17 protein-coding genes and 1 pseudogene are annotated in these 21,061 nt (G+C 55.8%); 9 read left to right on the top strand and 9 right to left on the bottom strand.

All coding sequences use genetic code 11. The features are described 5' to 3' along the window. Window positions 1-2: 2 nt before the first annotated feature. On the top strand, window positions 3-509 hold the full coding sequence (gene ssb / locus PMI16_RS05885) for a single-stranded DNA-binding protein (RefSeq protein WP_007877419.1): 507 nt from the start codon (window positions 3-5) through the stop codon (window positions 507-509). 205 nt (window positions 510-714) lie between these two features. Continuing rightward, window positions 715-1,152, top strand: coding sequence for a hypothetical protein (locus PMI16_RS05880; protein WP_034379371.1), 438 nt, complete (start codon window positions 715-717; stop codon window positions 1,150-1,152). Between the two features lie 784 nt (window positions 1,153-1,936). Here PMI16_RS05880 and PMI16_RS05875 read toward each other — a convergent pair. Next, window positions 1,937-2,323: a hypothetical protein gene (locus PMI16_RS05875; RefSeq protein ID WP_034379370.1), complete on the bottom strand. Its 387-nt coding sequence runs from the start codon at window positions 2,321-2,323 to the stop codon at window positions 1,937-1,939. Between the two features lie 260 nt (window positions 2,324-2,583). Here PMI16_RS05875 and PMI16_RS05870 point away from each other — a divergent pair, with 260 nt between their 5' ends. The 3 genes and pseudogenes from PMI16_RS05870 to PMI16_RS05860 all read left to right on the top strand — a co-directional run. After that, entirely contained in the window at window positions 2,584-2,778 is a 195-nt protein-coding gene (locus tag PMI16_RS05870) for a hypothetical protein (RefSeq protein ID WP_081493370.1), read from the top strand. 221 nt (window positions 2,779-2,999) lie between these two features. Next, on the top strand, window positions 3,000-4,457 hold the full coding sequence (locus PMI16_RS05865; RefSeq protein WP_007877415.1) for a GNAT family N-acetyltransferase: 1,458 nt from the start codon (window positions 3,000-3,002) through the stop codon (window positions 4,455-4,457). A 50-nt stretch (window positions 4,458-4,507) separates the two neighbouring features. After that, window positions 4,508-4,735 (top strand): annotated as a pseudogene (locus tag PMI16_RS05860) (helix-turn-helix domain-containing protein); the annotation flags it as partial. 181 nt (window positions 4,736-4,916) lie between these two features. On the opposite strand, the gene PMI16_RS05855 reads toward PMI16_RS05860, so the two are convergent. Beyond that, the gene (locus tag PMI16_RS05855) at window positions 4,917-5,597 is read right to left on the bottom strand and encodes a response regulator (protein WP_007877411.1); all 681 of its coding nucleotides are present in this window, start codon (window positions 5,595-5,597) and stop codon (window positions 4,917-4,919) included. After that, the gene (gene baeS / locus PMI16_RS05850) at window positions 5,594-7,213 is read right to left on the bottom strand and encodes a sensor histidine kinase efflux regulator BaeS (RefSeq protein WP_007877409.1); all 1,620 of its coding nucleotides are present in this window, start codon (window positions 7,211-7,213) and stop codon (window positions 5,594-5,596) included. Before baeS ends, PMI16_RS05855 begins: the two co-directional genes overlap by 4 nt. Here baeS and PMI16_RS05845 point away from each other — a divergent pair. From PMI16_RS05845 to PMI16_RS25205, 4 genes are all read left to right on the top strand, one after another. Next, window positions 7,170-8,609 carry an efflux transporter outer membrane subunit gene (locus tag PMI16_RS05845; protein WP_337469444.1) on the top strand — a complete coding sequence of 480 codons (1,440 nt, stop codon included), beginning with the start codon at window positions 7,170-7,172 and terminating at the stop codon, window positions 8,607-8,609. The two genes, baeS and PMI16_RS05845, sit on opposite strands and share 44 nt — an antisense overlap. Next, window positions 8,606-9,727, top strand: a complete 1,122-nt coding sequence (locus PMI16_RS05840) for an efflux RND transporter periplasmic adaptor subunit (RefSeq protein WP_007877404.1) — start codon at window positions 8,606-8,608, stop codon at window positions 9,725-9,727. Before PMI16_RS05845 ends, PMI16_RS05840 begins: the two co-directional genes overlap by 4 nt. Next, the gene (locus tag PMI16_RS05835) at window positions 9,727-12,825 is read left to right on the top strand and encodes an efflux RND transporter permease subunit (protein ID WP_034379365.1); all 3,099 of its coding nucleotides are present in this window, start codon (window positions 9,727-9,729) and stop codon (window positions 12,823-12,825) included. The genes PMI16_RS05840 and PMI16_RS05835 overlap by 1 nt, the downstream gene beginning before the upstream one ends. Before the next feature lie 130 nt (window positions 12,826-12,955). Next, a complete protein-coding gene (locus PMI16_RS25205; protein WP_157212540.1) occupies window positions 12,956-13,798 on the top strand; it encodes a MipA/OmpV family protein in 843 nt (280 codons plus the stop codon). Window positions 13,799-14,391: 593 nt separating this feature from the next. On the opposite strand, the gene PMI16_RS26390 is transcribed toward PMI16_RS25205, so the two are convergent. From PMI16_RS26390 to PMI16_RS05805, 6 genes are all read right to left on the bottom strand, one after another. Further along, window positions 14,392-14,607, bottom strand: coding sequence for a hypothetical protein (locus PMI16_RS26390; RefSeq protein ID WP_237719794.1), 216 nt, complete (start codon window positions 14,605-14,607; stop codon window positions 14,392-14,394). A 122-nt stretch (window positions 14,608-14,729) separates the two neighbouring features. After that, on the bottom strand, window positions 14,730-15,869 hold the full coding sequence (locus PMI16_RS05825) for a porin (RefSeq protein WP_007877389.1): 1,140 nt from the start codon (window positions 15,867-15,869) through the stop codon (window positions 14,730-14,732). A gap of 192 nt (window positions 15,870-16,061) precedes the next feature. After that, complete coding sequence (locus PMI16_RS05820) at window positions 16,062-17,441, bottom strand: sensor histidine kinase (RefSeq protein ID WP_007877387.1); 1,380 nt, start codon at window positions 17,439-17,441, stop codon at window positions 16,062-16,064. Beyond that, complete coding sequence (locus PMI16_RS05815) at window positions 17,428-18,105, bottom strand: response regulator (protein ID WP_007877385.1); 678 nt, start codon at window positions 18,103-18,105, stop codon at window positions 17,428-17,430. The genes PMI16_RS05820 and PMI16_RS05815 overlap by 14 nt, the downstream gene beginning before the upstream one ends. Window positions 18,106-18,406: 301 nt before the next feature. Next, window positions 18,407-19,306, bottom strand: a complete 900-nt coding sequence (locus tag PMI16_RS05810; protein ID WP_237719793.1) for a phosphate/phosphite/phosphonate ABC transporter substrate-binding protein — start codon at window positions 19,304-19,306, stop codon at window positions 18,407-18,409. Between the two features lie 8 nt (window positions 19,307-19,314). Then, window positions 19,315-21,061: putative bifunctional diguanylate cyclase/phosphodiesterase (locus PMI16_RS05805; RefSeq protein ID WP_007877381.1), on the bottom strand; the 1,747-nt coding region annotated here is incomplete at its 5' end.

Here is a 21,061-nt window from a genome sequence, read left to right as displayed (position 1 = left end):
CAATGGCATCGGTCAATAAAGTCATCATCGTCGGCAACCTCGGACGTGACCCGGAAACGCGTTACATGCCCAATGGCGAAGCCGTCACCAACGTCGCCGTCGCCACGACCGAAAGCTGGAAAGACAAGAGCAGCGGCGAGAAGAAAGAACTCACCGAATGGCACCGCATCACCTTCTATCGCAAGCTGGCTGAAATCGCCGGCCAATACCTGAAGAAGGGTTCGCAAGTCTACGTCGAAGGCCGTCTGCAAACACGCAAATGGACCGACAAGGACGGCGTTGAAAAATACACCACCGAAATCATCGCCGACACCATGCAAATGCTCGGTAGCCGTCAAGGCATGGGTGGTGGTGCATCGATGGATGACGGCGGCGGCTACGGCGGTGGCGGTGGTGCGCCGGCACGTCAAAGCAGCGGCGGCGCAAGTGGCGGCGGAGCAGCACGCGCCCCGGCGGCAGCGCGCCCGGCGCCGAATTTCTCGGATATGGACGACGACATCCCGTTCTAGGTCCTATAAGATCGAATTTGTAAAGCAGTAGGCCCAGCAGTCCCTCGTAACGTGCTGTTCTAAAAGAATAAATCTGTTTTTGAACGACCCCTCTCTTTGTAAAGGAGTGAGGGGTTTTTTTATGGGGTGTTGATTTGTGATGATAGGATTGTTGCGGGTAGGAAATACGCAAGATAAATACTCACACAACCCATTTCTGTAACGCATGCCATTTACTGTCGAAATCACCAACCATCCGTCCGGTGATCAGCTTCCTTTGTTGATTGATCAGGATGGACAGCCGATCCCTTGGCCTAACGAATTCATATTGGGCCGCCGGTATCTCGCGGCAAATACTCTCGTTCGAAACTTGAGAGAGATCGCTATTTTTTGGAGGTGGTTGGAACGAGAGCAAATTAATCTTGCTGAGGTTGTCTCTGGGGCGCGCCGTTTAGGGGAAGCTCAGATATCCACAAGCCTGATTGATTTCTTGCGGCGTGATCAAAACACGGCCAAGAAGGTACGGAAGATTTCAATTGTTCCGGGGAGCTTTAATAAACGGCTGATTACCATCCGGCAGTTCATCGATTGGTGCTTTGATGTTGAGATTGGCCTGTCAACTAATGTCGGCCCTGATTACGAAAGACTACATTGTGTCATCTAGACCCGCCATACTCCTGTTACCTGTGCCCGAAGTTTCGGCCTTATTCCGATGCGGATCATAACTTTGTTCTGGAGTGTTTACTTTCGAACAGAAGGGAAATGCTGAAAGAGCCAGAGCGATCGCGTCTTGGTATTCAACTAGATGATGTGATTGCAGCCGTAGCCGAAGTGCTGAAAATAAGTAGGAAAGTCAGTGAGTAAAAGAAAGACAAAAAAACATATCAGGTCATTCTATGACAACCAAAATGATCTGGAGAGTCGAGCATGGAAGGTTTACGAGAGAGCATTTGAACGCAGCATACCCGGACTGGAGAATGTCACCAGAGAAGGGTATCCGCATCGTCATGACGGAAAAGCCGCGCACGTTCATGGACGAATTGAAGTTCGCTGCGGTCCGCACGATGATTATTACTGGCTTCCGCGCTGGAGAAGCTGCCCTCCTCCCGGCGGATTGGAAGCGCGAACGCACCTATGTGGATGCCAAAGGTCGGCCAGCTGGCGCAGCAGGAGGAATCTCGACATCGTTGATGCTGCGGCACTTCGCAGAAAAACAGCAGACCGAAGAATCCGATAGCCGCATTCTCCGTGAAAACACACAACCCGTCCCGGACATGTTCAGCCAACTGTTGACGGAGACGCTTGATCGGGTTGTGCAGATCACCCAGCCGCTACGCGATACGCTCAAGCTGCAATGCGAAACCGGGCGGATTCTGCCGTGGTACCAGGAGAGTGACATCGTTCCCTTCACGGAATTGTATCCGCGGATAACGGGCAATCCGTTCTGGCTAATCGTGGACGACAGATCCTTCCTTGAGCGGTATCGTCAGACGTTTGCACCAGATGTGCTGCACGAATTGCATCAGCATCAGCTGCAGGTTAATCCGCGAGGTACGGGCAAATTCAACATGGCGCTCTATATGTTTGGGAACCGGTTGATGAAACAGATGCACCAGGGTGAAACTGCCTTGCGCTTCCGAAATGCGGCGGGTACCACCAGCTGCATGCAGTGGTCTGCAGCACTTGCGACAGGTGCGTTCGCTGGAAGAGGAGTTGCAGGCCGAATTCGCCGGCGACGAGGAAGCGCCGCTGCGCGCGACGCTGGAGGTCAACGCCGACACGCTGGGGAGCTGGCTGCTGCCGGCGCTCACGCCGTTCCTGCTGGAAGAGAACATCCTGCTGGACCTGTCGGTCGACGACCAGGAACACACTTACGCGCTGCTGGAAGCCGGGCTCGCGCTCGGCTGCATTTCGGCGGAAGACCGGCCGATGCGCGGCTGGGTGGTCGAACCCTTGGGGCCGATGCGCTACCGCTGCATGGCCTCGCCGGCTTTTCGCGAGCGCTGGTTCGCACACGGCGGTCGGCAAGGCGCCGTTCATCGCCTTCAATCGCAAGGATCGTCTGCCGGCGGAATTTCTGCGCAAGCACTACGGCATGGAGGAGGGCAGCTATCCCTGCCATTTCATCCCGGCGTCCGAGTCCTACATGCAGGCGATCGCGCTCGGCCTTGGCTGGGGCGTGCTGCCGGAAATCCAGATGCACGAGCTGCACGCCGATGGCGCGCTCATCGACATCGCCCCGCAGCGGCCGATCGATGTCGGCCTGTGCTGGCATGTGTGGAGAGTGTAGTCGCCGCGCATGGAGCGGCTGTCGCGCACGCTGGTGCGGGAGGCGCGTCGGCTCCTGACGTAGTTTTCTTGACTTCTATTGCCTTGCGGCACGTTTTTCCTCTTTCCTCCCGACGATGCGGCCGATGGAACCAAAGCGGCTTTTCACACCATTCACATGGGAATGGCTTGCGGATCCGAGGGCTGCTGCACGGTTCGAATACGTAGTGGGGAGTTGAAAACATGGCGCTTGAAACGATAAGACAGACCCATCATCAGCATGCCATCGATCAGATGTCATCTGGCCACCTGAAAATACCGGTGCGTCCATCGCCGGCGAAAATGATGCAGGATTTTGATGGCTGTGTGGGGACCCTCACAGCCCTGCAGGCCAGGCCACTTCCTCTGAATCCGTCAGATATGTATCACCTGGATCAGCTGAACGCAAAATCGGCCGAGTTGGAAGGCCATCTGAATTACATCCTCAGGGAAAACGGGGGGATGTTCCCAGGTGTGTCGCGCGAACAGGCCATACAAATTTTAAACAACAGCAATGTCTTCAAACAGACATTGGGCTCTCTGAACGCTGCTGTATCGCATGCTGCCCAGCAGCAGCAGGCCAATATGCGACGAAACCAGAACCGCGGTACTTTCCAGCGCCAGCTCAGCATCCAGATTCGCAACCAGCTGACGCCGACAGTCATGACTCCGGGGTCGGAAAAATTTGGTCATCAAATGCAAACCGAACTCGACCGTTTTCATTACCTCGCAGACGGCGTGTCAAAAGGGTATCTACAGTTGACGTCGGAACAGCTCATAGAAACTGCCGATATGTTCGCCCACTTTCAAGATTTTGCTCGGCGACATAACGTGGCACTCCCTGTCGGCCGAGAACAGGCCCTCCAAAGTTTTCTGGGCCAGATGAAAGAAAGAGCCCTGGGTCAGCAAAGTGGCACATCTCCCGCGAGTACGATGTCTCATCCTGCATCCCCCTCGTCTGCGTCGCCCTCGTCGCCAAGGCCGTCCATTGCCACAGCAAGTTCGGCCGCCTCTTCGACGGACACACTGAACTCTGCACACACCGACTCTTCAGGTCAATCATGGTTGAAAAGACAATCCCAGAACGCTGCACCAATACGACCGCTGCAAGCGAGGGGGCCGGCTGCGGCATCGCAGCAACCCGAATTCTTTAGGGAGGTGGTTTCTGACATCAAATTCCAGAGAGAAACTCAAGACATAGATTTGAAGTTGTCCGGAATGAAGAAGAAGAAGCACGCATGGACGCGTCGGACCTCCGACGAATTGGAACTAAATAAGCGGGTCGATCAATGCCGGACAGTCCTACACAAGCATATGGTCGGGAACAGGAATTTCGTCATCGAGATCGACGGAAAACCTGCGGGCGTGCTGTCGATGTCCGTGGGTGACGAGAGCGTCAAGATTCACGGCCTCGTGGCGCTTCCAGGCACAAAAGGTGTAGGTAGGGAAGCCATCAAGAAGGCGGTGGAGATGTCGAAGGCCGAAGGCCGCGGCGGCCGGGTTGACCTGGAGTTCTTGGAGTTTTCCCCCTCGCGCAATTTCTATGAACACCTCGGATTCGTGAAAAACGGAAACTGGGACGATAACAAGATGTGTCTCTCGCCTCCTGATGCGGAAAAATTCCTGCGAAATTCCGTTGGGAAGTCTCCCAGTTTCGTTTAGGACATCTTCAAATGCATATTCCACTGAGCTTGGTCACACAGTTCAGCAAGATGGACATAACGTTGTTCAACAACGCGAACACACACGCTAAACTCGAAATTATTCGACGCTGGCACCTTCGTGACCAGGTCCCATTGCGAGAGATCGCCAGGCGTTTAGGCATCTCACGCAACACCGTCAGGCGATACATTCGTGCTGAAACCATTGAGCCGGCCTATGCAGACAGGCGTCCCCGGAGCTCTTTGGACAAATACACACTCAAACTCTCGGCTTGGTTGCTTCAGTATTTAACCAGGCGGGGAGTTTGAGTGAGTACTTGAAGAGATCTGCATGAGGTACATCATCATCGTATTCGACAATCTGTTGCGGCGAACGTGTCACGCCGGCGCACGCCATGTCGTCATTTCGTTTAAATGTCTGCGTGGTCGGGCAAGGGTTGGGCAAGTACCGATTTCGAATTTACAATTCCATGCGATAACCAACTCCATAGATCGATTTGATCCAATTCTCATCTCCGCCGGCCTCAGCCAATTTTCGACGCAGATTCTTAACATGACTATCGATGGTGCGGTCGTTGACAACGCGATTGTCGGTATATAAATGGTTGAGCACTTGGTCGCGGGAAAATACCCGGCCTTGTGAACGATGCAATATGCAAAGCAGGCGAAACTCAACAGAAGTGAGATCCAGAGTAGCTCCGTGAATACTGGCCAGATGCTTTTCCTCGTCAATCTTGATTGGCTGCTCCGCGACATCTTTTGGAACAAGGTGATTGCGCCGTAATACTGCCTTGACTCGGGCCACCACTTCGCGCGGACTGAACGGCTTGCATACGTAGTCGTCCGCACCCACCTCCAGACCCAGCAGCCGATCAAGCTCCTCCACGCGCGCGGTGATCATGATAATAGGCACCGAGTATTGCATGCGCAATTCCCGGCAAATCTCAATGCCGCTACGCCCTGGCAGCGTCAAATCCAACAGTACCAAGTCGGGTCGCTCTGCATTGAATGCAGGAATGGCCTCGTTGCCATTGGCGACCCAATAGTGCGTGTATCCAGCACTGCTTAGATAGTCCCCCAGCACAGCGGCAAGACGGGGTTCATCCTCGACGATCATGATGTGGTTGTGCGCGGGATTCATTGGATGGCAAGTCCTAATTCAATCGTCAGGCGCAATCCGCCGAGCGGGGATGGATGGACGTTAATCCTGCCTTCATGTGCTTCGACGATGTTGCGGCAGATCGCCAGGCCCAGGCCGCTACCACCGCTAAGGCGGTTGCGCGACTCCTCTACGCGGTAGAAACGCTCAAACAGAAAAGGCAATTTATCTGTCGGAACCCCTGGAGCACTGTCTTCGAAAACAATTTGCACCGTTCTTGCAGTGCTGCTGCAAGCGATACGGACGAGCCCTCCGACATCGGTGTAGCGCAACGCATTTTCCAGGATGTTGGAAAACAATTGTAGCAATCGTCGCTCATCGCCTGAGATGATGAGTGGGCTATCGTCAATCTCTCGCTCCAGCCGTAGTCCGGCGCTGGCAAACCGCCCCTGCATTCCGTTCAAGGCAGTATTCAAGATCGTCACGACATCGATGGATATGCGGCGATATGCCAGTGCGCCAACATCGGTCAGCGCCAGATCGTTGAGATCGTCGATCAGTGTTCCCAACTGATTGACCTCTTGGTGCATTGCTTGCAATGCTTGTGCATTTGGCTCGCGCACCCCGTCCTGGACGGCCTCCAGCTCGGCCCGAACAACTGCCAGCGGGGTCCTTAATTCATGGGAGATATCCGCCATGAAGGTCCGTCGCGCACGCTCATTAAGTTCAAGTGCCTGTGCCAGGCTGTTGAAGTCCTGAGCCAGCGCACCGATCTCATCGACGGTTTCGACCGGAATGCGTATTTTGTAGTCGCCACTAGCCAGCAGACGTGTCGCGCGCGCCAAGTTATGCACCCGGCGCAGTACCGGACGCGATAGCAAGAAAGTGAGCAAGGCAATCAGCAGTACTGAAATTGCACCAAAAATCAACCACGTCTTGCGTTGTTTCGCCAAAAAACGGGCTTCATTGGGCGAGAGAACTCGTTGTATGGGAACGATGCCGAGCCAGCCTACCGTTTCTCCTCCAACGACGATGGGGCGCCGCACGGCGTTTTCATCCAGCAGTTGATTGCCCGCGATTCTCTTCATATGAATATCGAGCACTCCCATCCGGACTGCGGCCCCCGTCTGCTCTGTTATTGGCAATTCCCGGCGAAGCATTTCCAGATCCGGCTGTGGAAGTATGAGTCTAAAGAACGTCCTGATGTCTCCCTTCAGAAAGTTCCAGTTTCCGTGTTCCCGGTATGCGTTGGCAAAGCGAGGAAGCGCTTCCGATATTCGCTCTTGCTCCTGGAAACTTAAATAGTCAAAAAAATCTTCTTGTACGCTGATGCGAAAAATAATTGCCTGCGCCGCGAATACTGCGATGCAAGCTGCCAGCAAGACGGAGAAGAGCTTGAATGCGAGACTAATCTTCATGGCGGGAGAGTAAACAAAAGCCGGAGTGGAAAGACTATACACGGCTAATTGCACGCCAAACAGCGTGAAATCGGTACGAAATGCAATCTCCATATTTCGTGCACATTTCCCCTGCATCATCGGCACATCCAAGAATTCCATTATCCAATTCATGCCTCCTTTGACCAGAATCTTCCGTCTTGTATCACGAAAAATCTTGCTGGCGGCCACCTTCGGCACGAGTATGGCGGGCTGTTCCATGCAACCGCCTTATCAAGCCCCGGCGATGCCGATCGCCAGTACCTGGCATGCTGAAAGACCGCATGGCGGAAGTACTCAGGCATTGGTCAACTGGTGGGCCAGTTTTGACGATCCGGCCGTAGCAGAACTGATCGGCATTGCCGAAGCCAATAGCCCAGACCTGGCAAAAGCGATCGCTCAGATCAAGATTGCACGCGCCACCCTGGCGTCCGATAGCGCGGCACTCTTGCCCACCGTGACCGGTACGGGTTCCGTTAGCCGTAGCAAGCAATCGGTCAGCACAGGCGATAGCTCCACGTCGGTGACTTCAACCAGCCGCAGCGGGGAACTCGATGCAAGCTGGGAAATTGACCTATTCGGAAAAAATCGGTCCAGCCGGGAATCTGCATACGCGCAATTGCAGGCCAGCGTTGACGACTGGCACGATGCTCGTGTGTCGCTGGCAGCTGAGGTGGCGGATGACTATGTCCAATATCGCGGATGCAAGCTATTGCTACGAGCTTATAGGAATACGGCTGCTTCGCAGAGCCAGACCTTGAACATGACGCGTATTGCCGTATCGGCCGGATTTTCTGCCGAGTCGGACGGTTATCTCGCCGATGCAAGTGCTGCAAGTGCTGCTGCGACTGCCACCGGGCAGCATGTTTCCTGCGAAGAGCTGGTGAAATCCTTGGTCGCAGTGACCGGTGCCGACGAAACAATTGTCCGCGGCATCATTGATCGCTCCTCCGCACCAGCTTTGCCGGAACCGGCTAGCTTTGATGTCAGCAGCGTTCCGGCGGATTTGATTCGTCAACGGCCCGATTTGGCATCGGCGGAACGCACGCTGGCTTCTTACTATGCCGCAATAGGCGAAGCACGCGCGGATCGTTTCCCCAGTCTGAGTTTGTCCGGATCGATCGGGCTCTCGGCAACCAATGCCTCGTCGCCAGCTTCTACCTGGTCATTTGGGCCATCCCTATCCGTTCCGATTTTCGATGCCGGCAAGAAAAAGGCAGCAGTCGACAGTGCCCTGGCAAGTTACGACAAGCAATTGGCAAGTTATCAAAGTTCTGTGCGTAGCGCGGTCAAAGCGGTGGAGCAGGCATTAATCGATCTCAATGGTGCGGCACGTCAGAGCGAAGACAGTAAACGCTCTGCCGACCAGTACCAACGCTATGCGAACACAAAGGAGCAAAGCTGGAGCGCCGGACTCGACACCTTGTTGACGCTGGAAGATGCCCGCCGTTCCGCTATCTCCGCCGAGGTCACCCTGATTGGGCAACGACGCGACCGCGTGCGCTATTGGATCGCGCTGTACAAGGCATTAGGCGGTGGCTGGGAAGCCGAGAATAATGCCGCACCGCAAGTTGCTGTTCCTACGCCTGCTTTATATTTACAAGGATCTACACAGTGAAGGTATTTCGTCATCGCATATTGATATGGACCGTGCTGGCCATCGGCCTGGCTGGCATCGCTTGGTGGCTGCTACGCCCGCACGCAGCACCCGCTGTAGTTTCGACACCCGCGCCGCTACTGACTGTCACTGCGATCAAGGCAACTCACCAGAACTGGCCCGACACGATCCAGGCCGATGGCAATCTGGCCGCGTGGCAGGAAGCCGTCATCAGTGCCGAAACCGGCAGCCTGCGCATCACGAAGCTACTGGTTGATGTCGGCAGCGTCGTCAGGCGCGGCCAATTGCTTGCGGAGCTGGCATCGGCAAGCGCGGCGGCCGATGTGCGCAAGCAGCAGGCTGCAGTGGCCCAGGCGAGGGCCAATCTGGATGGCGCGCAGGCCGACGTCAGGCGTGCTGCCATGGTGGCGGGAGGCGGAGCGCTGTCAGTACAGAAAATCGATGAATATCGCACCACCGAAGCCACTGACCGAGCGTCGCTTGAGTCTGCCGAAGCGGATTTGCAGAGCAAGCGCATCGTGCTGGCGCAAACACGTATCCTGGCCGTGGATGATGGCATCATTTCCTCCCGATCGGCCTTGCTCGGCAATGTAGTGAGCGCCGGGACCGAGTTGTTTCGTATCGTGCGGCAGGCACGCATAGAGTGGCAGGCTGAGGTGAACCCACAACAGCTCGCGCGCATTCGCACAGGCCAGTTGGCGCATGTCTTGCTACCGGGCGGCAAGACGGTGGAGGGGCAAGTACGGCTGGCCGCACCCACCGTTTCTACCTCCAGCGGCCGGGCAATTGTCTATGTCAGCCTCCCGGCTGGCAGCGCAGCGCAATCGGGCATGTTTGCCAGCGGCAGTATCGAGCTGGGCAAGCAAGGGGCGTTGACCTTGCCAGAGACTGCGTTGGTATTGCGTGATGGTCGTAGTGATGTCTATGTTCTCGCTGCAGACCAAGCGACGGTGGTACGTCGCACTGTGGTCACTGGACGTCGCAAGGGGGGGGATGTTGAGATCGTATCCGGTCTTGACGCAGAATCCTCCGTCGTGCAAAGCGGTGCGGCATTCTTGTCTGACGGGGCAGCAGTTAAAGTTATATCGGCGGCACGGAATAAGCGGGATGCCACATGATGAATATTTCTTCCTGGTCAATCCGCAAGCCAGTACCGGCCATTCTGTGTTTTCTTCTCTTGACTGTATTGGGCTTGTTGGCCTTTCACAAACTACAGATTCAAGAATTCCCGGACATGGATTTGCCGACCATTGCGATTGCCGCCACGCTCGAAGGTGCAGCCCCTTCGCAGCTGGAAAACGAGGTGGCACGCAAGATTGAAGATAAGTTGACCTCATTGACGCTGCTGGACCACGTCACGACGACAATTACAGACGGATCAGTCGGCATCAGCGTCACATTCAAATTGGAAAAAAATTCCCAGGCAGCACTCAGCGAAGTTCGTAACGCCGTCGATAGTGCGCGTGCCGATCTGCCTTCGGAGATGAGCGATCCGACGGTATCGAAAAGCGAGGCTGCGTCCTCTCCGTTATTAACCTATACAGCTAGCTCCTCTGCGCTCGATGAACAGGATTTATCCTGGTTTATCGACAATGACTTGAGCAAAGCCCTGCTTGCAGTCAGGGGCGTCTCTGGCGTGACGCGCATTGGCGGTATTGATCGTGAAGTCAGTATCGATCTGGATCCAGCCTCCATGGCCGGACTCGGCTTGACGGCAGAAACCGTATCGACTCAGCTTAAAGCGATGCAGCGGGAACGCTCCGGAGGACAAGGCGACATTGGTGGTCTGCGTCAATCCACGCGTACATTGGCAGGTGTCGGATCCATCGAAGAACTGGCAGCGCTCAGCATCACCACTGGCGACGGCCGTCGCGTACGGCTCGATCGCATCGCCAAAGTCAGCGATGGGGCGACCATGCGCAGCTCCTACGCTTTCCGTGACGGCAAGCCTGTCATTGGCGTGCAAATCACCCGTGCCCTGGGCAATTCGGACGTCACCGTTTTGCGCTCTTTACGCGCCGCGGTCAATAAATTCTCTGCTTCACACCCACAGGTCAATATCGTTGAGGCCAGCAACACCGTCACTGCTATCGAAGATAATTACAGCGGTTCGATCGATATGCTGGTCGAGGGTGCAGTATTGGCGATCATCGTGGTGTGGTGGTTTTTGCGCGATTGGCGCGCCACGCTGGTCTCTGCGGCTGCATTGCCGCTGTCGATCATTCCGACCTTCGGTTTCGTCTACCTGGCCGGTTATTCGCTCAACACCATCACCTTGCTGTCGCTATCGCTGGTGGTCGGTATTCTGGTCGACGATGCCATCGTCGAGATCGAGAATATTGCACGGCATCTGCGCATGGGAAAAACACCCTATCAAGCGGCGATGGAAGCCGCCGATGAAATAGGGATGGCGGTCATTGCCACCACGTTCACGCTGGTAGCGGTATTTTTGCCGACCGCGTTCATGTCCGGCATTCCTGGTCTGATCTTTCGGCAATTCGGTATCACTGCATCGGTCGCTGTGTTGATGTCGCTGCTGGTGGCGCGTTTGCTGACGCCCATGATGGCAGCGTATTTGCTCAAGGCCAGCACCGAAACCGAGCACGATAGTGCTCTCATGAGCCGTTATCTGGGGTGGGTCGGGGCTTGTCTGAAAAATCCCCGGCGCACGATATTAGCCGCGGGATGCTTTCTGTTGCTCTCGCTCGCGATGGCGTTAGCACTGAAGACGGCATTTATGCCGGCGCAGGACAAGGCTCAAACCAAGGTGACGTTGGAGCTCGCTCCGGGCAGTACCATCCAAGACACCCGTATTCTCGCGGAACAAGCTGAAAAATTGCTACGGACGTTGCCTGCAGTAACGAGCGTCTTTTCTGCCGTTGGTACCGGCAGCAGCAATGGAGGTGCGGCAGGCGGCAATGACACTGCAGGCAAGGTGCGTAAGGCGACCTTGACGGTCGATTTGGTATCGCGAAGCGATCGCGCGCAAAAGCAGGCCGCTGTCGAGGATGATATGCGTCGGGTTTTGCGCGATCTTCCCGGTGCACGGGTTGCCGTTGGTAACGGCGGCAATGGCGAAAAACTCGACATTACCCTTGCCGGCAGCGATTCTGGCGCACTTGAATCAACCGCCGCAGCACTGGAGGCACAACTGCGGACATTGAAAGGTATCGGCAACGTCAGTTCCAGTGCTGCGCTCCAACAGCCTGAGGTTCAATTTGTGCCGGATTCCGGACGGGCCTCGGCATTGGGCGTGACAGCTGCAGATGTTGCCGATGCCATTCGCATTGGCACTTACGGCGACTATTCCAGCTCGCTGCCCAAGCTGAATCTTCCTGAGCGCCAGATCGCCTTGCGGGTGCGTATCGATCCGTCGCAGCGTGCTTCCATCGAAGATATCGGGCAATTGAGAGTTGTCGGCAGCAACGGCAAGATCGCCATCGCTTCGCTGGGAGATCTGAAGATGGGGAGCGGCCCGGCCCAAATCGACCGGCTCGACCGCGAGCGCAACATCACACTGTCGGTTGAACTGAACGGCCGTACGCTAGGCGAGGTGGACAAGGAAGCCAAACAATTGACTGCTTTGAAGCAATTGCCGACGGGCGTTCATCAGGTCGAACAGGGCGAATTGCAGAACATGACCGAACTGTTCCAGAGTTTTGGCTTGAGTATGGCGATCGGTATCTTCTGTGTCTACGCTGTTCTGGTCTTACTGTTTCACGACTTCCTGCAACCAGCAACGATATTGTGCGCCTTACCGCTTTCGCTGGGTGGCGCATTATTTTCGCTGTTGGTGACGCGCATGAGTTTCTCGATGCCCTCAGTCATCGGCTTGCTGATGCTCATGGGTATTGTCACCAAGAACTCCATTCTGCTCGTGGAGTATGCGATCGTGGCCCGTCAGCAACGGGGTATGGACAGGCTGGCGGCGTTGATGGACGCCTGTCACAAACGTGCGCGTCCAATCCTGATGACGACCATTGCGATGGGCGCTGGCATGCTGCCCAATGCGCTCGGATTGGGGGCAGAGCCAAGCTTCCGGCAACCCATGGCGATTATCGTTATAGGCGGTTTGCTGACATCAACGCTGCTCAGTTTGCTGGTGATTCCGGTGATCTTCACTTACGTGGATGATCTGGAACGATGGTTGCGCAGGTGCTTCCGTGAAAGGAGCTTTCGTTCCGGTCATCAGGAACCCGCACATGACGCCAAATGAAGTCTCCGTTCAGCAGGTATTCCTATTCTTATTCATGTTCATTGATGTCGGGGGGAGAGGGCTGATGCATGAGGAAGATTTCTTATTTCCGCATTATTGATTGTTCTTTCTTTTTTAATAGAAGGCCATTGTGTATTTCCAATTCAAAAATTCCAGTTTCATTTTTCTTTCCGGCTTGATGGTTTCCTGCTTGACGATTGGCAGCGCGCACGCGGATGACAATGCTGTTGAGCCGGCGTTGGGTGTCAATCCGCCGCTGAGCAACTCGTGGCGATATTCGCTGATGGCAGGTGTGGCCAATATGCCCAAATATGCTGGTTCAAGCGATCAGAAGTTCAAAGCGATAGGCGGTTTCAGCGCAACGTACGGCCGCTATTTCATTGGTGCAGTTGACGGCGGATCGACACCGTTTGGCGTTGGTGCCTATTTCTACAATGACGAGCATTGGCGCGTCGGAGCAGCGTTGTCCTATGACCTCTCAAGCGCACGCAAGGAGTCCGATGACGAGACTCGCTTGCGAGGACTGGGTGACATTGAGAAGACGGCTCATGCGACTTTGTTTGCTTCGTATACGCGCGATTGGTTCGGTCTGCGGACAGTGCTTTCGACTGACGCAGGTGGCAAACATCAAGGAACGACGGTCAATGTCGACCTGGACGGAAAATATCAACCGATCGAGCATCTGGTGTTGAGCGCAGGACCGGGGCTTACTTGGAATAGCAGTCAATATAATCAGACGTTTTATGGCATCACTTCGCAACAAAGCGCCAGATCCGGTTTGTCGGCGTATTCACCCCGATCAGGAGTAACACTGCGTGTCTCGGTCGGTGCGAATTATCAGCTAAATCGCAATTGGAATATTGGGACTCGCGTGGGGATATCCAGATTGCCGTCGGAAGTGGCAAATAGCCCCATTGTCAATAACAGAAATCAAGTCAATTACGGTATTTCTGCGAACTACAAATTTGACTGATTCGAGCACGCAGATAGGCAAGTAATACGTCGATTGCAACCCTTGCTGTCCAATCCATGTACTACTTGCCCACACAGATAGCAAAATCCAGAATGCGACCATACGTGGTCAGTGGTATCTAGCTACTACGGATAACGTGACACCAGCGAGATGCAACCGTCTCTGCCGGGCAAGGGGATTTTGATTCAGATAGGGACCACGTGAACGTGGTGTCATGCAACGCTTGTTTCACGATAAGTCGATCAGGCTCCGTTGTGCGGGATATTGAAATAACCACCATCCATACGATATGAGACTTCTTCAAAAATCAAAATCCTGGCAGCTGGTCACCTTGCTTTCTCATGCACGTAAATCGCGTGCCCTACATTTAGTTTTTCGATTCATGTTATTCGCTGCATCTGTCTTATTTATAGCGACGGTGTTCCTTTTTTTGCTTCTTCTCGCGCTGACCGATACGGTAACGCGATATTGAATATCTTTGCAATCAAGAAACCTCAAGAAGATGTTTTCTTTCAAACGTAGAACAAATAGCTTCTATAAGAAGCGCTATTTGTTTGCGTTTTAAAAGGTCGGATGGATGACTGGCGGCTAAATTAGCGGGGTGCAGAGATTGTTTGCATATTTAGATGCACATCACCATGTTGATCGATGCCTGCTCTGATTCTGTCAACAAAGGCCCGTAATCGAAAGATTGCAGGCTTGTTTGCTATTGCTCTCTGGCCGGGAATTTTGCGGTCAGGCATGGTGCCAGCCTGTTCATCGATCTCATCGATTCCAGTCGGCGAAAAAAAACGGCGCATGATCAGCATTTGCCGACAGTCGGTGCCTGACCTCTTTTACGCAAGCAACGCATGCCGGCAGCTTCTGGTGCGCCGCAACCTCAATGCTATTTCGTCCCACATTCAACGACGGAGGAGACCGTCGTTTTCCATCAAAAACGCGTACGCATACCGACCGCCAGTTCCGTCTGATTCTTGAAACCGTTGGCCGATCCGACACGATAGCCATCGCTGAGTTTCATGTAGTCGGCGGCAACATAGACTTCGGTCCGCTTGGACAGGTGATAGAAAGCAGAGCCGTACAACGTGGCTTTCTTGCCCGAGCTGGTGGCCGTCGACGTGGCGGCATCCGTATAGGCACTGAGCGTGCTGGTGCCATCGCTGCTGAGGGCGGCATTGTTGGCCTTCATGACCTGGTAGCCGACTTCGTAATCCATGAGGCCTTGCGGCGTGAATTTTGTCGATATGGTCCAGGCGTTGTCGGTACGTTTTCCGAGCGCGCCCTGTTCGGCGCTGTAGCGGAAGTAACCTGCGTTCAGCCGGACCAGATTCCATATGTAGCTGCCGCCCAGCGAATACGACTTGTGCTTCTCTGTGCTGGCGTTGAGCTTGTTGTTGGTGTTCGCTTCGTTGTAGAAACCGGAGATGACGTAGTTGCTGCCGTTGTATCCGAGCGCAAACGCCTTGGTCGAGCCGCTGTTCAAGGCGCCTGCGACTTCCCCGAACTGATACCCGGCTCCCGCCACGATGCCGTTGCTGAAGACTTTCTTCCAGACCACGCCATTGTCGTAGCGCGTGCCGGTGGCGCTGCCAGAATAGAAGATCAGTTGTTTGAAGTTGTTATTGTTGGTGAAACCGCCTTCTTCGTAGCCCAGCTGGCTGGAGCCGTACGCATCGCCGTAGGTCTGGGAGAAGTCGCGCGGCAGGGTGTTTTGGCGGCCGACGGTCAATTTGCCGAAGGTTTCATTGTTCTGCAGGCCGACCCACGAGTCGCGGTTGAACAGCACGCCTGGCGTATCCATGGCGCCCGTTGCCACCAGATATTCCGCTTCCAGTTTGAAGATGGCATTGGTGCCGCCGCCGAGATCTTCCTTGCCCTGGAATCCCAGTCGATTACCGCTGAACCAGGCCGTCGACATGCCGGTCAGGCGTGCGCCGTTGGCGTTGGCATTGTTGGTTGTGCTCATGGTGGCGTCGATCAGGCCGTATACGGTGACGCTGGATTGCGCATTGGCGCTGCCGTAGGATGCGACGGCGCCGAGCATGGCGATGCTCAGAAGTGATTTTTTCATTCGATAGTCTCCGGTCTAGTTTTGATGTGCCGAACGCTGCTTTGTCTGGCCGGCTGACTATAGAATTCCCTAACTTACGATTTGCTTTCAGTCCTCGGGAGAGCTGTTCGCTTTACACAACATCCGAAAATTCCGGCTATTGAAAGCGAATAGTAAGCTTTGCCGTGATACGGTCGCCGACCGTGCCGCAGCTCACGCCGCGAAGCGCACCGAGACGATTAATCCGCTGTGTTGGGGCGGCGCCTCAAGGCTGATGCTGGCGCCGGAGGCGATGACGATCTCTTGCACGATTGCCAGGCCCAGGCCGGTTCCCTGATGCCTGGCGGAATCGATGCGATAGAAACGCTCGAAGACGCGTTCCCGTTCAGACTCGGGGATGCCGGGGCCGTTGTCTTCAACGCGCAGGACCACGTGTTCCGCCTGACGTTCAACGGAGACTGTCACGATGCCGCCGACCGGCGCGTAGCGCAAGGCGTTGTCGACCAGATTGCTGACCAGTTCGTCGAGCATCCCTGCGGCGTCAGCGACGTGCACAATTTCTTCTTTACACTCGAAGCCGAGATCGATGCTGCGATCTTGCGCCACGATGGCGAGTTCTTCGAAGATTTGTTGTACGACTTTCACCAGATCAACCGGCCGCATGTGTTGCTGCGGTTTGTTGCCGATGGCGCCCGCACTCGACAGCGTCAGCAACTGATTCACCAGTCTGATGCCGTGCTGGACGCCGCCGTTGATGGCGCGCAGCGCTGCATTTTTTCCTTCGATGGTGTCGCTGCGCAAACCATAGTCGACCTGAGTATTGAGTGCCGCCAACGGTGTGCGCAACTGATGCGAAGCGTTCGCGATGAAGCGGTCGTGCGCGCTCATGTGTTCGTCGAGCCGGCCCACATAGTGGTTGATGGCATCAACCAGCGGCACCAGTTCATTGGGTACGGGCGTCGCGTCCAGCGGTTCGAGCGAACTGGGGCGGCGGTTCTGCACGTGGTCGCGCAAGCGCATCGTGGGCGCCAGGCCGCGGCGCATGCCTATCCATGCCAAACCGGCAACCAGCAGCATGATCAACAGTTGCTGCTGGATCGTATGTTCCCAGATACTGTCGGACAGGATTTTGTGCGCATGCAAGGTCTGCGCAATTTCAACGATGACCATGGTGTCGTCCGGCGCGGCAATCACGGACTTCGAATAGGCTACGATGCGCACCGGCTGGTCGCGAAATGTCGCATTGAAATGCAGCGCAGCATCGATACGCGGCATCGACGCCGGCAAGGGAAAATCTTCGGAACCGGCGAGCAGGGTTCCCTTCGACGAGGTGACCCGATAATAGACGTGATCCTGCGCCCCCGACTCGAAAAGCTCCAGCGCCGACGGCGGCACGGTGACCTGAAATATCTCGTCGTCATATCGGATTTGCTCGGCAATGATCCGTGCGGCTCCCAGCAACATTCTGTCCTGGACTACCGTGGCCATTTCGATCGCGCTTTTATACGTGACCCAGCCGTTGAACGCCACGTACGTCGCCAGCGGCAGCAGCAGCCACGCGAGTAGTTGTCCCCGCAGACTATTGAATTGCATGGCGGTTCTTCAACAGGTAGCCGAGTCCCCGCAGGGTAATGATGGTGGCATCGCAGTCGCTCAGCTTCTTTCTCAATCTGTGGATATAGACTTCGATGGCGTCGAACGACGACTCGTCCTCCATGGAAAAGAGGCTTTCCGCCAGCATTTTCTTGCTCACGGTCTTGCCTGCCTTGAGCATCAGTATTTCCAGGATGGCATGTTCGCGTCCTGTTACGGACAAGGGCATGGCGGCGACGGTGAAAATACGCGTATTGCTGTCGTAAGCCAATGTGCCGCATTGCCACACCGGGCTGGGACGCTGCCCCGATCGCCGCAGCAGCGCGCGAATTCTCGCTTCCAGCTCGCTGACCTCGAAAGGCTTTCCCATGTAGTCATCTGCGCCGAGATCGAGACTGAGAACGCGTCCCTGCACGGAGTTGGCGGCGGTCAGCATCAGCACGGGAACCGTATTTTCACGGGCGCGCAGGCGTTTGACCACTTCATTGCCATTGAGCTTGGGCAATGCGACGTCAAGAATGATCAGATCGTATTGCTGGGTCAGCAGGAGATGGTCGGCATCGGCGCCATCATGGACGCAATCGACCGAATAGTTGTTTCGCTGCAGTGTGAGCGTCAGCCAATCGGCAAGAGGCTTATGGTCCTCGACCAGGAGAATGCGCATGCTTGTCTCCGCATTGTTATTAAAATGAACTCAATTTGCGGTCAACGCAAAATCGAGTGCGCAAACTTCGATGTCTGACGCATCTCATATTTGCAAAAATGAAACCGACTATATGCCGAAATACTTAGCGGATACTTAGGCTTGCCAAGGGGGACGCGTGCCGCACGCGGGAAGGGGAGGCGAGGAGAAGATCCTGAAAAACGTCTAAGTTCTGGATGATTAGCCAGGAATATATTCAAACTCAAGGCAAAGTTGGCGATCGAAATCGCCAAATGATGTCGACGGAAAACTCAGCCGCGGCTCAAGGAAGGTTGCGGATGATGTTGTAATTCCGGTCTTCGGCGGCAACGAATTCTTGCGCCCGAATGGCGTTCAGCGTGTTTTTCACGTTGGCGCTTTTCTTGTTGAAAAATACGCTGCGGATTTTCTTCTTGATGTCTTCGCACAGCTGTCCGCGATAGACGAAGGGGTCGAACGGAATCGGCGCCGATTTCCACAGTACGCGGACATCCGATCGTTTGACCTTGCCGGCAGCGATTAATGAGCCGAGGTTGGCGCTGGCGACGAACGCGGCATCCGCTTCTTTGTTCAACACCGCCGCCACCGATTGTTCATGGTTGCCGGAGTAGCCGATGCGCAGAAAATACTTGTCCAGCGACGTGCCGAGCTGGCGCGAGAACACATGCAGGGGGATCAGCGCACCGGATGTGCTTTCCGGATCGGCCAGCGCCAGACGTTTTCCTTTCAGGCCTGCGATGGAGGTAATCGGCCCGTGCTGGCGGACGATCAGTATTGAGTAATAGGCGGAAGCGTTGCCTTCGCTGAAGCCGTCGGCTATGCGCAGCAAGGTGGCAAAAGGTGTGATCTGCGGATCGCTCTTGCGCACGGAGACATAGGTTGCGGGACCAAGACGGGCGACATCGACTGCGCCCGCCAGCAAACCTTCCGTGACTGCGCCGTAGGAGGCCGGGGTGATGATCTCGACCGGCATGCGCAATGTGTGCTCCAGATCCTCGAACAGCGGTTTCATGGCCGCACCGTCGTCCTGCAATTCGCCTTGCGGGACAAACGAGATGCGCAGCCGCGTGGGACGTTCGCATTCCGCCGCGATTGACGTGGCGGCGAACGCAAGCGACATCGCCATTGCGGCAAGGAGTGCGGCCAGTGTGCGTTGAGGGCGTCCGTTTTTTTTCATGGGCATGGTGATCGTCATAGCGGATCGAATCTCCCTTTTTGGAGTATCGGTTCGATCTGCTCCGCCGATACGGGACGCTGCAGATAGAAACCCTGTACTTCGTCGCAGCCGATGACCTTGAGATGCATCAGTTGCTCTTTGCTCTCTACGCCTTCGGCAACTACCTTCAGGCCGAGATTGCGCGCCAGCGAGACGGTGGAGGCGACGATCATGGCGTCGCTGTTGTCGTTGCGGATATCGCGGATGAAAGAGCGGTCGATCTTGAGCGCATACACCGGCAGCGTCTTGATGTGGCTGAGGCTGGAGTAGCCGGTGCCGTAGTCGTCGAGCGAAATCCGCAGACCTTCGTCGCGCAGTTTTTCCAGTACGTTCTTGGCGCTCTCGATGTCGTCGATGAAACAGCTTTCGGTGACTTCGATCTCCAGCAGGAAAGGCGGCAATTTATATTTCTTGAGCGCGCCCAGTATCGTCTCCAGCAGCAATTCATCCTGCAACTGCTTGACCGAGACATTGACTGCCACCGGCACCAGCGTGATGCCGCGCTTGCGCCATTCGGCCAATTGGCGGCACACTTCCTTGATGATCCAGTGGCCGAGCGGAATGATCAGGTCGTGATCTTCCGCCAGCGGGATGAAGTCATTCGGGAAAATCAGGCCGTGCTCGGGATGCTCCCAGCGGATCAGGGCTTCCAGGCCGACGATGTCGAAATTCTGCAGCTCCACCTTGGGCTGGTAGTGCAGGCGGAATTCGTCGGTCTTGAGCGCCTGCCGGAAGCGCGCCAGCAGCTCCAGTCCGCGCGCCGCCGAAGCGTTGAGCGAGGCGTCGTAGAAACGGTAGGTGCCGCTGCCGGCTTTTTTTGCCGTGTACATGGCGGCATCGGCGCTGGTCAGCAATTCGCCGACGGTCTGGCCGTCGCGCGGATAAAGCGCGATACCGATGCTCGGCGTGGTCTGGACTTCATGCCCTTCGAGGTCGGGATACGGCGCGCTGATGGCCGCGAGCAGCGTGCGGGCGATCTCGGCGATGCGTTCTTCGGCAGTGATCTCGGAAACCAGTACGACGAATTCGTCGCCGCCCAGCCGCGCCACCAGGTCGTATTCGCGCAGCACGCCGCGCAAGCGCGTGGCGACGTTCTGCAGCAAGGCGTCGCCGACGGCATGGCCGAGGGTGTCGTTGATGACCTTGAATTTGTCGAGATCGAGGAAAAACAGCGCATACAGCTTGCGGCTGCGGCGCGCGCGCGACAGTTCGGTCGCGGCGATTTCGTGGAACAGCATGCGGTTGGGGATGCCGGTCAGGTAGTCGTGCGAGGCGAGCTGATAGGCGCGCGATTTTTCCAGTTCCAACTGATCGATCAGACCGCTCTTTTCGCGTTCGGAGTACAGCAGCTTTTCGTACAGACGCTTGCGCCGGTGGGCGATGTTGATGAGCGCGTAGCAGAACAGCAGCACGATGACGGAGATGATGACGGCCTGGTAGCGGTATTCCCGATGCGGTTCCGTCAGTTTGCCGAGCACGTAATCCGGATCGCGGCTGACGATCACGGCGAGCGGGTAACGATCCAGCTTGCGTTGCACGCCGATCTGCTGCTCCCGCTCGCCCGGACGCACGGCGCGGATTTCGCCGTCGGTTTTATTGTCGACGAGGAACAGCGCGTAGTCTTCGCCGGCAAAATTGCTGCCGCCCGACAAGGTGCTGCCGCTCAGTTCGGCCAGCTGGAAGCCGGTGGCGTTGAGGATCTCGATGCGGCTGGCGCTGCCT

The sequence above is a fragment of the Herbaspirillum sp. CF444 genome, from assembly GCF_000282135.1.
GTDB lineage: Bacteria > Pseudomonadota > Gammaproteobacteria > Burkholderiales > Burkholderiaceae_D > Herbaspirillum.
Note: the sequence above shows the minus strand (reverse complement) of the source record. Positions and strands in the feature narration are given on the sequence as shown.